Raw genomic sequence first — 13,832 nt, 5'->3', positions numbered from 1 at the left:
GGATGCCGGTGTCCGTTTCCGCACGCCACCGACGCTTCGCCGAGTCCGACCGCGCGCCCGACCGCCGGGCGGTACGGTTCCGTTCGGCGACCACCGACCGTGGTCGCCTCCTCGACGATCGACGAAACGGAGTGTCCACGGTGTACGTGGTGGTGATGGGGTGTGGCCGGGTGGGTTCGTCCGTGGCCACCGCGCTCGCGCGACTCGGCAACGAGGTGGCGGTCGTCGACCGGGACCCGAGCGCATTCCTGCGGCTGGGACCGGATTTTCCCGGCCACACGGTCGTGGGGATGGGATTCGATCGGGACGTGCTGATCCGTGCCGGCATCGAGCAGGCCGACGCGTTCGCCGCGGTGTCGTCGGGTGACAACTCGAACATCATCTCGGCGCGTGTGGCCCGCGAGATCTTCGGGGTCGAGCGGGTGGTCGCGCGGATCTACGACGCGAAGCGCGCGGCCGCCTACGAGCGCCTCGGCATCCCCACCGTCGCCACCGTGCCGTGGACCACGGACCGGTTCCTGCACGCGCTCACCCACGACAGCGAGGCGACGCGGTGGCGGGATCCGACCGGCTCGGTCGCAGTGGCCGGCGTCGACGTCCACGAAGGCTGGGTAGGACGGCGCGTGACCGAACTCGAGGAAGCAACCGGTTCCCGCGTCGCGTTCCTCATCAGGTTCGGCACCGGCCTGCTGCCGGATCGCAGGACCGTGATCCAGGCAGACGATCTGGTCTACATCGCTGCCGTTTCCGGTTCCGCGGCCGAGGCGATCACACTGGCCGAGAACCCTCCGGCGGAGGACAACTGAGCACGATGACCCCGTCAACCGAGAGGATCCGTCGATGAAGGTCGCCATCGCAGGCGCGGGAGCCGTGGGACGGTCGATCGCCCGCGAACTCGTGCGCAACAACCACGAGGTCATGCTGCTCGAGCGCAAACTCGACCACGTCGAACCCGCTGCCGTGCCGGAGGCCGAGTGGGTGCACGCCGACGCGTGCGAGCTCAGTCTGCTCGAGGCTGCCGGTCTCGAAAACTACGATGTGGTGATCGCAGCGACCGGCGACGACAAGGTCAACCTCGTGCTGAGCCTTCTCGCCACCACCGAGTTCGGGGTGCCGCGCGTCGTGGCCCGCGTCAACGACCCCCGCAACGAATGGCTGTTCGACGAGTCGTGGGGGGTCGACGTGGCGGTGTCGACCCCTCGCATGCTCGCGGCGCTGGTCGAGGAGGCCGTCACCGTGGGCGATCTGGTGCGATTGATGAAATTGCGAAGGGGTGCGAACCTCGTCGAAATCACCTTGCCCGACACCACCGCGCTCGCGGGCAAGCCGGTGCGCAAGCTGCAGTTGCCGCGGGACGTCGCGCTGGTGACGATTCTTCGCGGTGAACGAGTCATCGTGCCGCAACCCGACGACCCCCTCGAGGGGGGAGACGAACTGCTGTTCGTCGCTGCGCAGGATGTCGAAGACGAGTTGCGCGCGGCCGTCGGCGTCTAGCCTCCCACTCCGCCGGGACCTGGGGAAGAGTCCCGGTTCCGGCCCTCACCCGACCGGCGCTGCACGGCGCACCTCGGTACGCTGTGCCGACCATGCCGCCGAGGCGTGACCGAGGGACTTCGGAGGTGACCGAACCATGACCGTGTATCGGCAGCAGATCGCCGGTGTCACATACGAATTCCAGGGTCTCGTGGATCTCCTGGCGAAAGCGTCGCCGCGGCGGTCGGGAGACGAACTCGCCGGGTGCGCCGCGCATTCCGACGCCGAGCGTGCGGCGGCTCAGTGGGCGCTCGCGGACGTGCCGCTGTCGGCATTTCTCACCGAGGCGATCGTTCCGTACGACACCGACGAGGTAACCCGTCTGATCATCGACTCCCACGACGCCGACGCGTGTGCGCCCGTCGCGCATCTGACGGTCGGCGGCTTCCGCGACCACCTGCTCACCGTCGCGGCGCAGCCGGACCCTGCCCCCGCGCTGCGGGCACTCGCGCCGGGGCTGACCCCGGAGATGGTCGCGGCGGTCAGCAAGATCATGCGCAACCAGGATCTGATCGCGGTCTCGCGGGCAGCGACCGTCACAAGTGCCTTCCGCACCACCATCGGCCTCCCGGGCCGATTGTCGACCCGGTTGCAACCGAACCATCCGCTCGACGACCCGCACGGTGTCGCGGCGGCGGTGCTCGACGGCCTCCTGATGGGATGCGGCGACGCGGTGGTCGGCATCAACCCCGCGAGCGACTCCCCGCACGCGGTGGCCGACCTCCTGCGGTTGCTCGACGACATCCGGCAGCGGTTCTCCATCCCGGTCCAGTCGTGTGTACTCACCCACATCACGACGACCATCGACCTGGTGGCGCAGGGCGCGCCGGTCGATCTGGTCTTCCAGTCGGTCGCGGGCACCGAAGGCGCCAACCGCGGATTCGGAGTCGATCTCGCCCTCCTGCGTGAAGGCAACGAGGCGGCGCGGGCGCTGCGCCGCGGAACGGTCGGCGAGAACGTGATGTATCTGGAGACCGGTCAGGGCTCGGCGCTCTCGTCGGGCACACACCTGGGCGCCGGTGGACGCCCAGTGGATCAGCAGACCTTGGAGGCCCGCGCGTACGCGGTGGCGCGTGAGCTCGATCCTCTCCTGGTCAACACCGTCGTCGGTTTCATCGGACCCGAGTACCTCTACGACGGCAAACAGATCATCAGGGCAGGGCTCGAGGACCAGTTCTGCGGCAAGCTCCTCGGCCTGCCCATGGGAGTCGACGTCTGCTACACCAATCACGCCGAGGCCGACCAGGACGACATGGACACCCTGCTCACGTTGCTGGGCGTCGCGGGCACCGCGTTCGTCATCACGGTGCCGGGAGCGGATGACGTCATGCTCGGTTACCAGTCGCTCTCGTTCCACGACGCGCTGTATGCGCGGGAGGTCATGGGTCTGCGGCCCAGCCCCGAATTCGAGGAATGGCTGCGGGCACAGGGCTTGGCCGACGATTCCGGGCGCATCCTGCCCGTCGATATGGCGGCCTCGCCGCTGCGAGCACTCGGAGGGGCGCTGTGACGGACGCGTGGGAGGCACTCCGGCGCCACACGCAGGCCCGCATCGGACTGGGACGGGCCGGCAACGGCTTGCCCACGCGGCGGCACCTCGAGTTCGTCGCGGCGCATGCGGCGGCCCGCGATGCCGTTCATGCACCTCTCGACGTGGAGTCCCTCGCACAGCAGCTGGAGGCGCTCGAATTCGATGATCTGCCCGGACGCCCGCGTCTCGGTGCGCCTCTGACGGTGCGCAGCGCGGCCGCCACCCGGGACGTCTATCTCCGCCGCCCCGACCTGGGACGCCGGCCAGAGGACGGGACCGCACTTCCCCACAGCGGTGCCGACGTGGGGATCGCTCTGTGCGACGGCCTGTCGTCGACCGCGCTCCTGGCCCACGGCCCCGCGCTCGTCGCAGCGATCGTGCGTGCGCTTCCCGGGTCGACTTTCGCGCCGCCGGTCATCGCCACGCAGGCGCGGGTCGCACTTGGCGACCACATCGGCGCACAGCTCGGCGTCACGACCATGCTGGTGCTCATCGGTGAGCGCCCCGGACTGTCGAGCGCCGACAGTATCGGCGTCTACCTCACGCATCACCCCGAGCCGGGGCGCCGCGACTCCGAGCGGAACTGTGTGTCGAACATCCATCCGCCCGGCGGGATGACATGTGAGGGGGCCGCGCGGGTGATTGCTGCACTCGTGGACGGTGCGCGGCGGCTCGGCGCCTCGGGCGTCATGCTCAAGGACGGTTCCCGCGGTCCGGCGTTGCCCGACGGAGAACACCGCGCGTTGTAGCGCTGTCTCGTCCGGGCGACGTCACACCTCGCGGTGGCGGCCCGAGGGAGGAATCGGGGTCTCCCCCGGTTCCTCGGCTTCGGGAGCCGGCTCGACGAGACGGTCGGCTTTGCGTACCGCCCACAAGGTCACCAGCAACACCAGGCCGGTGAGCGGCCAGCCCATTCCGATGCGGGCCACGGCCAGCCAGCCGGTTTCGTCGGCGTCGTAGAGGTGGTTCTGGACCAGATAGCGCGCGAGGAACACCAGTGCCCATGCGACGGTCGCGATGTCGTACGCACGGACGGCGTCCTTGTGCGACCGCCACCGTGAGCCCTGCCCGTTCAGCATCCCCCAGACCACGCCCACGAGCGGCCTGCGGACCAGCACCGATACGACGAATGCTCCGCCGTAGATCAGGCTGGCGTAGATCCCGAAGAGGAAGTACCCCTTGGCATCACCGGTGCGATACGCGATGAACGCGCACACCGCGACGCCGATGAAACCCGAGATCGCGGGCTGAATAGGGGTGCCTCGAATCAGCCGCCACGCCAGGACACCGCAGGCGACAGCCACGGCCGCCCAGATCGCGGCCGTCAGGCCCCACCAACTGTTCACCGGCACGAACACCAGGACGGGCAGCGTCGAATACACCAACCCGCTGATGCCACCGAGTTGTTCCAGCATCGTCTGCTGCCTGATGTCGCTCACTCCTACGAGAGTGCCATATTCCCGGGGCTACCCCGGTCGCGGACGTGCGGAGTCCCTTCGCGCCTCACGGTCCGCGCCCGGTCAGGCCGGGCCGCGCAATTCGTAGTAGGGGTTGTAGATCACCCGTCGCCCGTCGCGTTCACCGACTCGTCCCCGTACGAGCAGGGTCTTGCCGGTTTCTATACCCGGGATACGGCGGCGTCCGATCCAGACCAGAAGGATGGAGTCGGTGCCGTCGAACAACTCCGCCTGCACTGTCGGGGCGGCTGCTTTCGAGCACGACTCCACGCTGCGGAGCCGGCCGAACATGGTCACTTCCTGGCCGCGGGTGCACTTGACGACAGGAAGCGCGCCGGTCGAATGAGACGACTCGGCCATCTCTTCTGCGTCGAGTTCCTCGAGATCCTCGGTCAACCGACGAGTGAGCCGGCGTAGGTAACCGGCCGCGGCGGGTGGCATGGCGCGCTCCTGTACACGGTGGGCACATGTGCGTGCCCGAAGTTGTCGTTCGACCGCCACTGTAGACCGATTCCGGGCAAGCACAAGCACACCGAGTTGTGGTCCGGTTTCGAGCATTCGGCAGGATTGTGACATGCCCCGCACTGTGCCCTCCACCCTCGATCTCAGCACTGTCACCGTCGCCGTCGTTCTGCCCGGCACCGGCTCGGATGCGAACTTCGTCGACCGCGTCTTCCGGGGCGCGCTGCGTTCCCGGGGAATCGACGTCGTGGCGGTCGATCCCGACCCTCGGGGAGTCGTGCGCAGCTACGTCCGCGCCATGGATGCTGCCGCGCGCAGCGGCCCGATCCTGGTCGGTGGAGTGTCGATCGGGGCCGCGGTCGCACTGCAGTGGGCGGCGGAGCATCCGGATCTCGCTGCGGGAGTGCTCGCGGCCCTGCCTGCGTGGACCGGCGATCCCGCCGCGGCGCCTGCCGCGGCGAGCGCGCGATGGACTGCGTCGGAACTCCGTGCTCACGGTTTGGACGCGGTGACGGCCGCGATGGCGGCGTCGAGTCCTTCCTGGCTTGCCATAGAGCTGACCCGATCCTGGAAGGCTCAGTGGCCCGACCTGCCGTCGGCGCTCGAGGAAGCCGCCGGTGTGCACGCCCTCGACGTGGACAGGCTGCGCGCTCTCGAGGTGCCGGTCGGGATCGCTGCGGCCGTCGACGATGCGGTGCATCCGGTCGAGACGGCGGAGCAATGGGCGCGGGAGATTCCGCGTGCCGCGCTGGGGAGCCTCCGACTGGCAGACATCGGCGCGGATCCGGGCCGGCTCGGCACGATGTGCCTGACGGCGCTCGACCAGGCGTGCGCCGGCCCGGCCCCGCGTGAGGACCGGACCGGCGGTACGGGCTAGAAGCCCAGCTGCTGCATAGCGGAGCCGGACTCGCCGCGGCGAGGCGGCTGCGGCTGCCGCGTGCTCGGCGGCGGCGGGTTCGTTCCCGCGCGCGCCTGCGGTGCGGGTCCACCCTGACGCGGCGCCGGAGGCGCAGCCGGGGCGCCTTGCGGACCGCGTTGCTGCTGTGGGGCGGCTCCCTGCTGAGCGGGTTGCTGCTGAGCGGGTTGCTGTCGTGCCGCGGCTTGTTGCTGCGCTGCCGCAGCGAGCTGCTGCGCGAGTGCTTCGGGAAGGACGACGGGCAACGGCGTGCGCACCGGATACGGCTCTGCTCCTCGTCGCACCACAGTCCCCGCGACGACGGATCGCGCGAGCGCTACCAGTTCCGAATCCCCTCCGGCGTTTCCGGCCGGACCGGCGACAACACACCGAATCATCCAGCGAGGGCCGTCCACACCGATGAACCGGAGGTCCGCGTTCGGCGTCACACCGTGCAGTTCCCTGCCCCACGGACCGGATTCCATACTCACGGACGCGTTGTCGTTGCGCAGGGTCTCGGACAGTTCAGCAGCGACCTCGCGCCACTGACCCGGCGACTTCGGCGCCGCGTACGCCGAGACGGTGATCCGCCCGTACCGGGTGACGAGGTGAACATTCTGCGGCGCACCGTTCTGCGCCATCTCGACCTGGATCTGGCTTCCCTGCGGGAGGGGCACCAGCACGGAGCCGAGATCGAGACGGGAACCGGTGAGGTCCTCTTCGTCGATCTCGGTGATGTCGAAGGGCCCTTCGTCGCCGGCGGCACCGGTCGCGTGGTCGTATCCCGCCTCGTCGTACGCGCCAGTGCCGTAACCGCCCTCGTCGTAACCGGCCTCGTGGTAACCGGCCTCGTCGTACCCGGCATCATCGAAGCTGCCGTCGTCCGCGTAGGACTGCTCAGCGCGATCGGCACCGGTATCCGGTCCACGATTCTTGCGACGTCCGAACATGTCAGGAACCTTCCTTCACGAGACCGGCGTGTCCGCCGCTCGATCCGTATCCGCCGCTTCCGCGTGCGGTGTCGTCGAGTTCGTCGACCTCCACGAACTCGGCGAGTTCGACGCGTTGGACCAGCAACTGGGCGATCCGGTCACCGCGGCGCAGCTCGACGGCGTTTTCGGTGTCGTGGTTGATCAGGCACACCTTGATCTCTCCACGGTATCCGGCGTCGACCGTCCCGGGGGTGTTCACCACCGACAGACCGAACTTCGCTGCGAGTCCGGACCGCGGATGGATGAGCCCGACGGTACCGATCGGCAGGGCAACAGAGATGCCGGTCCCCACGAGAGCTCGCTGGCCCGGTTGGAGAGTCAGGTCGGCGGTCGTGCACAGGTCGACACCTGCGTCACCGGGGTGAGCACGGGTGGGCACAGGGATCCCGGGGTCGAGGCGACGCAGCGGGATGCGCGGAAGGTCGGTCACGTGGACCGAGGTTACTCTGCGGATGCCTGTCCCCCGCTGCGGGCGCGAGGCCGTCCGATACGGGCGACTATCCTGGGCCTGTGTCTCGATCCTCTCGCTCCGGAGCGACCCCCGGCCGGACCACCGGCACCCCGACCTTCTCCGAACAGATGTGGGTGCCGTGGTGGTGGTGGCCCATCGGGCTCGGCATCGCTGCGTTGCTCGCGGCGGAACTCCATATGGGAGCGCCGGGCCTCTACGCGTGGCTGCCGTACGTGCTGCTGCTGCCCTTCCCGATCTGGGCTCTGATCTGGCTCTCTCGCAGCAAGGTCGAAGTGGTCGACGGGGAGCTGGTCGTGGGACGCGCACATCTACCGGTGGAGGTCATCTCACGCGGTGTGGTGGTTCCGGCGTCGGCGAAGAGCGCTGCGCTCGGCCGCCAGCTCGATCCGGCCGCATTCGTCCAGCACCGGCCGTGGGTCGGGACGATGGCGATGGTTGTACTCGACGATCCCGACGACCCGACGCCCTACTGGCTGATCAGTACCCGGCGTCCCGCCGAGTTGCTCGAAGCGTTGGGCTGCGACGTTTCCACAGGAAAGTAGCCACAGGGAGCACCCGCGGGAAGCAACCATCAGGTCGCAACCACCCGGTCGCCGCAGCGCCCTGAGGTCGTCACACGGAGCGGCCGCCCCGGCAGGGGAAGCCGCGCCGCCGCGGGGCGACCTCAGGCTGCGCAGTCGCGGGGCGATCTCATGCTGCGCAGTCGCGGCAGATCAGGACGCCGTTCTCCTCGGTTGCCAGTCGGCTGCGGTGGTGCACCAGGAAGCAGCTCGAGCACGTGAACTCGTCGGCCTGCTTGGGCACGACGCGCACCGACAGCTCTTCGCCGGACAGATCGGCACCGGGCAACTCGAAAGACTCGGCGGTATCCGATTCGTCGACGTCCACCACAGCGGACTGCGCTTCGTTGCGCCGCGCCTTCAGTTCCTCCAGTGAATCCTCCGACACCTCGTCACTTTCGGTCCGCCGCGGTGCGTCGTAGTCAGTCGCCATGTCCTCTTACCTTCTAATCTTCGTGCGGGCGCTCAGCAGAAGCACCGAAGGTGCTCCCGGCCAAGGCAACGCTCGACGGTGTCATGAAGTTCCCTGGGATAAGTCCGGAACCCCGGACATACCCGAATACGTGCATTCGAACCCGCGTCGTGCAACTCCTACGACTCGGGCCGCCGAACAATAGCCGACGCGGACCCGAAATATGCAATCAATTTCGCCCCCCGCCCGGAATTGTCGAGCAATTGTCACCAACACCACAGAAACCCGTGGCATTCCCTCCCCGCGAAGGCAGACACCTCCGGAGGCCTCCACCTTCCGAAGGCGCCGCCCTCTAGAGTGAGTGCGCACCATCACCGGCACGAACACGAGAGGCAGGGCGGCGTGGTTTCCCTGATCACCCAAGGCACCGCTACCGACAAGCGCGGCCGGCCGTTCCGTCACCGCCGGACACTCCCGGCAGCGATCGCCGCGGCGGTCCTTGCGGTCGCGACCATCGTCGTCTGGACCTCGGTGTTCAGTTCGGTCGAACCGGTGACCACCACCGTCGCATGCAACGCTCCGGCCCTCGGCGCATCAGGTCCGGACGGCGCCGAGCCCGCCCCGCTCGGAGACGTCGTCGATCGGTCCACTCTGCTCGACGTCGAGCCCGCGCCCCTCGCTGCCACCCGTGTTCGCGTGTTCAACGCCAACGGCGAGCGTGGCCAGGCGACACACGTCGCTGCGCAGCTGAGCGACTACGGCTTCGCCAGCGCGCCTGATGTTCAGGCCGGCAACGACCCCGTGTACCTGGATCAGAACATGCAGTGCCAGGGACAGATCCGGTTCGGCGAGTCCGGTAAGGCCGCCGCGAGCGCGGTCTGGCTGCTCGCACCGTGCGCCGAGCTGGTCCTGGACGAGCGCGGGGACGACACCGTCGACTTCGCCCTCGGGACGTACTTCAAGGACCTCTCCCCCTCGGCGGACGCGGAAGAGGTCCTGCGGACCCTCCGCGAGGTCCCGGCCGGAGAGGGTTCGGCGCCCCTCGACATCGACCTTCTCACCGCCGCGCGCGACGCCCGTTGCTGATTACTTTTTCACTTCGAGTGCAAAAGGGGACGCCGCTCACTATTTCGACGTGACGCGACACAAAGCATATTCGGGTGAACCGGGCGGAATACTCAATTCGGCGCGGCGTCATTTGCGCCTAATTCGGCGAGTAACTCGTTGAAAGCGACCGCAATACCCGGCGCCGCCGCGACGGTGATCTCTCCGGCGTCGCCGAAACCCTCGGGCACCCGTACCGTCGCGCCCGCCTCGGCCGCGACGAGCGCACCCGCCGCCCAGTCCCACGGATTGAGGCCGTGCTCGTAGTGCGCGTCCACGCGACCCGCGGCCACCATGCACAGGTCGAGCGCTGCGGCGCCGATCCGCCGGATGTCGCGTACCCGCGGCAGGAGCGCTGCGACTATCGCGCCCTGATGGGCGCGCCGGCCCGGAGTGTAGGAGAAGCCCGTCGCCACGAGCGACATCCCCAGGTCGGTCACCGGGTTGCATCGCAGCGGCGTCTCCGTGCCGCGCGCGTCCGTGAGGGTCGCGCCCGCGCCCAGGGCAGCCGAGTACGTGTCGCCGGACGTGATGTCGACGACCGCCCCCGCGATCGATCGGCCGTCCACCTGCGCGGCGACCGAGACGGCGGACGCCGGGATGCCGTAGACGAAGTTGACGGTGCCGTCGATCGGATCGACCACCCAGCACACTCCGGTCTCCCCCGTGCCGGTCGCCTCGCTGCTCCCGCTCTCCTCGCCGAGAAACGCGTCCCCGGGTCGCAGCTCGCGCAAGCGGGCACGGATCAGGTCCTCGCTCTCGGTGTCCGCCACGGTGACGGGATCGGTATGCGTGGATTTCGTGCGGACCGAATCGGTGCCGTCGGATCCGGGCGGGCCGAAGAGTTCACCACGACGGGCGCGGACATGGTCGGCGGCCTCTCGGGCAACTGTGACGGCCACCTCGCGCAGGGCGGACAATTCCGATGGGCTGGCATTTCGCTCGGCAGGCATCTCCTCATCCGAACACACCCGCACGCAGGACACCAGCGCACCACTCGCGGCCCCGCAGAAACGGAGATGCACCGGTTCGCGACCCCGCGCCGCGACGGACCACACTATCGTTGCGACACAGGCGCAGTCCGGATTCCCCCGGGCCGATCCGAGCGAGAGGAACACGTAATGACCCAGGACACCCCGACGATTTCGTCGAAATCGGTGCAGTCGTCGAATCTGGGGTTCGGGGTCGACGTCGGAGGCAGTGGCATCAAGGGTGCGGTGGTGGACCTCGACACCGGGGAACTCGTCGGTGAACGCATCAAGATCCTCACTCCGCAGCCGTCGACACCGGATTCGGTCGCCGCGACGGTTGCCGAAATCGCGGACCAGGCCGGATGGTCCGGTCCGGTGGGTGTCACCCTGCCGTCGGTCCTGATGGGGGGAGTCGTGCGCACCGCCGCCAACATCGACTCGTCCTGGATCGGCACCGATGCGCACGAACTGTTCACGGGCGCACTCGGACGGCAGGACGTGTCCATCCTCAACGACGCCGATGCTGCCGGGATCGCCGAAGATCGCTTCGGCGCGGCGAAGGACACCGACGGAGTGGTCATCCTGCTCACCTTCGGTACGGGCATCGGCTCGGCCGTGCTGCACAACGGCGTCCTTCTCCCCAACACCGAATTCGGCCACATGGAGATCGGCGGGCGCGAGGCCGAACACATCGCGGCGTCCTCGGTCAAGGACAAGCTCGGTCTGTCGTACAAGCAGTGGGCCAAGGAAGTCTCCCGCGTTCTCGAGCACTACGAAGCGCTGCTGTGGCCGGACCTGTTCATCGCGGGAGGCGGGATCAGCCGTAAGCATCACAAGTGGATCCCGCTCCTGACCAACCGAACTCCGGTCGTTCCCGCCGAACTGCGCAACGCGGCGGGGATCGTCGGAGCCGCATACGCAGCGAAAACCGGCGTAACACCCTGAGTCGCGCTCATCCTCCCCGGACGGAATCGTTACAATGGTCCTCAGCCGGCCGGAACCGGCCTGATCCCGACAGACCTCTCCGCCGGAACACCTCTGGCGCGACGCCGCACTACCTCGTCACGAAAGGGCGTACGTGGCAGCCACCGACATCCACACCGCTGATTCAGAGAACGAATCCGCACCCGTTGCAGGCGCCTCGGGCGCCGCCGCCGACGCTGACGGCACCGCCGCGGATACCGCGCCGAGCGCCAAGTCGCCAGCGAAGAAGGCCGCAGCAAAGAAGGCTCCCGCCAAGAAGGCCGCAGCGAAGAAAGCTCCTGCCAAGAAGGCCGCAGCCAAAAAGGCTCCCGCCAAGAAGGCCGCAGCGAAGAAGGCCGCCGGAGCAGCCGGCGAGGAAGAGTTCGACGCGACCAGCGTCGCCGATCTCGCCGACCTCGAGATCTCCGAGGGAGAACTCGCCACCACCGAGGATGTCGTGGTGGAAGAGGAAGAGCCCACCGAGAAGGACAAGGCGTCCGGTGACTTCGTCTGGGACGAGGAGGAGTCCGAGGCGCTTCGTCAGGCCCGTAAGGATGCCGAACTCACCGCTTCTGCCGACTCGGTGCGCGCGTACCTGAAGCAGATCGGCAAGGTCGCCCTGCTCAACGCCGAGGAAGAAGTCGAGCTCGCCAAGCGGATCGAGGCAGGCCTCTACGCCGTCTACCGTCTGCAACAGCTCGCCGAGAAGGGCGAGAAGCTGCCTGTCGCGCAGCGGCGCGACATGAACTGGATCTGCCGCGACGGCAACCGCGCGAAGAACCACCTCCTCGAGGCGAACCTGCGACTCGTGGTCTCGCTCGCCAAGCGCTACACCGGCCGCGGAATGGCGTTCCTGGACCTGATCCAGGAAGGCAACCTCGGTCTCATCCGCGCGGTCGAGAAGTTCGACTACACCAAGGGTTACAAGTTCTCCACGTACGCCACGTGGTGGATCCGGCAGGCGATCACGCGTGCGATGGCCGACCAGGCCCGCACCATCCGTATCCCGGTGCACATGGTCGAGGTCATCAACAAGCTCGGCCGCATCCAGCGCGAACTCCTCCAGGATCTGGGACGCGAACCCACGCCGGAAGAGCTGGCGAAGGAAATGGACATCACGCCCGAGAAGGTGCTGGAGATCCAGCAGTACGCGCGTGAGCCCATTTCGCTCGACCAGACGATCGGCGACGAGGGCGACAGCCAGCTCGGCGACTTCATCGAGGACTCCGAAGCGGTCGTCGCCGTCGACGCGGTGTCGTTCACGCTGCTTCAGGACCAGCTGCAGTCTGTCCTCGAGACCCTCTCCGAGCGCGAGGCCGGCGTCGTCCGGCTGCGCTTCGGCCTCACGGACGGGCAGCCGCGCACGCTCGACGAGATCGGGCAGGTGTACGGCGTGACCCGCGAGCGTATCCGCCAGATCGAGTCGAAGACGATGTCGAAGCTGCGGCATCCGTCCCGGTCGCAGGTACTGCGCGACTACCTCGACTGACAGAACAACGAGAACGAGGGCCACCCCGCGGGGTGGCCCTCGTTCTCGTTGTTCACTCCGGCACGCCCCTCGCTGCAGTCCGATGACGACGCCGGACGCTCACAGTCGCGCGAACCGGCCGTCGGCACCGGGCAGGTATTCGGTGACGGCGACGACCGCACCGACCGGCAGCGGGCCGTACAGGTGCGGGAACCGCATCGACTCGGGGTCTTCGGGCACACCCGGCTCGTAGCGCACCGGGTCGGTGAGCGCCGAGGGGTCCACGTGCAACAGCAGCAGGTCGGTCCGGCCGGCGAACAACCGGTTGGCGGGCAGATGCACCTGCGCGGGCGTCGACAGGTGCACGAATCCGGTCTCGCTCAGTGACAGCGGCGTCAGGGCGCCTGCGTCCCGAGCCCGGTCCCACTCGTCGCGTGGGCAGAGGTGGAGGAGAGTGTCGGTCATCGGCTCATTGTCCTCGTAGCGGTGTCGAATCTCTCGCCGCAGCCCAGCGCTGCCGGGACTCGCTGGTTCGACGCTGCGCTGTCAGCGAACACACCCTGGGACAAAGCTCCACGTCGGGGCCTTTTCGCTGGTCCATGCGTGAACCGCGCCACCATTGGGCACCCCGGGGAACAACGCATCGAACCGAAACGTCTGTCAGAGTAGATCCACCGCGCTACCCCCGGCGCGGCGGACCAGACCCCAGGCACCCGATTTCAGCGGTAGCCAGTTTGGAGGAGTCATGCCCGGTACGTTGACCAGCCCGAAGTTGACCGCTGCAGATCGCTGCGATCGGTGTAATGCTGCCGCTCGCGTGCGCGCCGTCCTTCCGACCGGTGGTGAATTGCTGTTCTGTGGCCACCACGCCAGCGAGCACACCGATCGTCTCCGTGAACTCGGAGCGACGATTGCCACCGAAGAGGAATCCGACGCGACCGTCTGATCCGCCGTCGAGAGCCACACGGCTCCGACATCCGACCCGAAGCGGGCGACCACAGCAGATGTGGTC

The 13,832-nt window shown here is 68.1% G+C and carries 17 protein-coding genes; 10 read left to right on the top strand and 7 right to left on the bottom strand.

Features of this window, described 5'->3' with window-relative positions; all coding sequences use genetic code 11:
• Positions 1-140 precede the first annotated feature (140 nt).
• From TVH25_RS06435 to eutC, 4 genes are all read left to right on the top strand, one after another.
• A complete protein-coding gene (locus TVH25_RS06435) occupies positions 141-806 on the top strand; it encodes a potassium channel family protein (RefSeq protein ID WP_296551227.1) in 666 nt (221 codons plus the stop codon).
• 34 nt (positions 807-840) lie between these two features.
• Positions 841-1,494, top strand: a complete 654-nt coding sequence (locus TVH25_RS06430) for a potassium channel family protein (protein ID WP_296551157.1) — start codon at positions 841-843, stop codon at positions 1,492-1,494.
• 136 nt (positions 1,495-1,630) lie between these two features.
• Positions 1,631-3,043: an ethanolamine ammonia-lyase subunit EutB gene (locus tag TVH25_RS06425; protein WP_296551158.1), complete on the top strand. Its 1,413-nt coding sequence runs from the start codon at positions 1,631-1,633 to the stop codon at positions 3,041-3,043.
• Positions 3,040-3,813 carry an ethanolamine ammonia-lyase subunit EutC gene (gene eutC, locus TVH25_RS06420; protein ID WP_296551160.1) on the top strand — a complete coding sequence of 258 codons (774 nt, stop codon included), beginning with the start codon at positions 3,040-3,042 and terminating at the stop codon, positions 3,811-3,813. The genes TVH25_RS06425 and eutC overlap by 4 nt, the downstream gene beginning before the upstream one ends.
• Before the next feature lie 21 nt (positions 3,814-3,834).
• Here the strand turns inward: eutC and TVH25_RS06415 are convergent, their stop codons facing one another.
• Together TVH25_RS06415 and TVH25_RS06410 are read right to left on the bottom strand one after the other, a co-directional pair.
• Positions 3,835-4,503, bottom strand: coding sequence for a DUF3159 domain-containing protein (locus TVH25_RS06415; protein ID WP_169620684.1), 669 nt, complete (start codon positions 4,501-4,503; stop codon positions 3,835-3,837).
• A gap of 81 nt (positions 4,504-4,584) precedes the next feature.
• Complete coding sequence (locus tag TVH25_RS06410; RefSeq protein ID WP_169620683.1) at positions 4,585-4,962, bottom strand: OB-fold nucleic acid binding domain-containing protein; 378 nt, start codon at positions 4,960-4,962, stop codon at positions 4,585-4,587.
• 133 nt (positions 4,963-5,095) lie between these two features.
• On the opposite strand from TVH25_RS06410, the gene TVH25_RS06405 reads away from it, so the two are divergent.
• Positions 5,096-5,860 carry an alpha/beta hydrolase gene (locus TVH25_RS06405; RefSeq protein ID WP_422423617.1) on the top strand — a complete coding sequence of 255 codons (765 nt, stop codon included), beginning with the start codon at positions 5,096-5,098 and terminating at the stop codon, positions 5,858-5,860.
• Here TVH25_RS06405 and TVH25_RS06400 read toward each other — a convergent pair.
• Positions 5,857-6,828: a DUF3710 domain-containing protein gene (locus tag TVH25_RS06400; RefSeq protein ID WP_422423615.1), complete on the bottom strand. Its 972-nt coding sequence runs from the start codon at positions 6,826-6,828 to the stop codon at positions 5,857-5,859. The two genes, TVH25_RS06405 and TVH25_RS06400, sit on opposite strands and share 4 nt — an antisense overlap.
• A 1-nt stretch (position 6,829) precedes the next feature.
• The gene (dut, locus tag TVH25_RS06395) at positions 6,830-7,300 is read right to left on the bottom strand and encodes a dUTP diphosphatase (protein ID WP_169620680.1); all 471 of its coding nucleotides are present in this window, start codon (positions 7,298-7,300) and stop codon (positions 6,830-6,832) included.
• Positions 7,301-7,449: 149 nt separating this feature from the next.
• Between dut and TVH25_RS06390 the strand changes: the two genes are divergently transcribed.
• Positions 7,450-7,884: a DUF3093 domain-containing protein gene (locus TVH25_RS06390; protein ID WP_169620734.1), complete on the top strand. Its 435-nt coding sequence runs from the start codon at positions 7,450-7,452 to the stop codon at positions 7,882-7,884.
• 148 nt (positions 7,885-8,032) lie between these two features.
• Here TVH25_RS06390 and TVH25_RS06385 read toward each other — a convergent pair whose 3' ends face one another.
• The gene (locus TVH25_RS06385) at positions 8,033-8,335 is read right to left on the bottom strand and encodes a DUF4193 domain-containing protein (protein ID WP_169620679.1); all 303 of its coding nucleotides are present in this window, start codon (positions 8,333-8,335) and stop codon (positions 8,033-8,035) included.
• Between the two features lie 381 nt (positions 8,336-8,716).
• On the opposite strand from TVH25_RS06385, the gene cei reads away from it, so the two are divergent.
• Positions 8,717-9,400, top strand: coding sequence for an envelope integrity protein Cei (gene cei / locus TVH25_RS06380; protein ID WP_296551167.1), 684 nt, complete (start codon positions 8,717-8,719; stop codon positions 9,398-9,400).
• Between the two features lie 92 nt (positions 9,401-9,492).
• Here the strand turns inward: cei and TVH25_RS06375 are convergent, their stop codons facing one another.
• Entirely contained in the window at positions 9,493-10,371 is an 879-nt protein-coding gene (locus TVH25_RS06375) for an inositol monophosphatase family protein (RefSeq protein ID WP_422423614.1), read from the bottom strand.
• 168 nt (positions 10,372-10,539) lie between these two features.
• Here TVH25_RS06375 and ppgK point away from each other — a divergent pair, with 168 nt between their 5' ends.
• Positions 10,540-11,334, top strand: coding sequence for a polyphosphate--glucose phosphotransferase (ppgK, locus tag TVH25_RS06370; protein WP_296551171.1), 795 nt, complete (start codon positions 10,540-10,542; stop codon positions 11,332-11,334).
• A 133-nt stretch (positions 11,335-11,467) separates the two neighbouring features.
• On the top strand, positions 11,468-12,841 hold the full coding sequence (locus tag TVH25_RS06365; protein WP_169620675.1) for an RNA polymerase sigma factor: 1,374 nt from the start codon (positions 11,468-11,470) through the stop codon (positions 12,839-12,841).
• A gap of 99 nt (positions 12,842-12,940) precedes the next feature.
• Here TVH25_RS06365 and TVH25_RS06360 read toward each other — a convergent pair whose 3' ends face one another.
• On the bottom strand, positions 12,941-13,285 hold the full coding sequence (locus TVH25_RS06360) for a DUF952 domain-containing protein (RefSeq protein ID WP_296551173.1): 345 nt from the start codon (positions 13,283-13,285) through the stop codon (positions 12,941-12,943).
• Positions 13,286-13,565: 280 nt separating this feature from the next.
• On the opposite strand from TVH25_RS06360, the gene TVH25_RS06355 reads away from it, so the two are divergent.
• Entirely contained in the window at positions 13,566-13,766 is a 201-nt protein-coding gene (locus TVH25_RS06355) for a DUF7455 domain-containing protein (RefSeq protein ID WP_169620673.1), read from the top strand.
• Positions 13,767-13,832 lie beyond the last annotated feature (66 nt).

The organism is Rhodococcus sp. 7Tela_A2 (assembly GCF_049311045.1).
Lineage (GTDB): Bacteria > Actinomycetota > Actinomycetes > Mycobacteriales > Mycobacteriaceae > Rhodococcus.
This window is presented reverse-complemented; position numbering and strand designations above follow the sequence as displayed.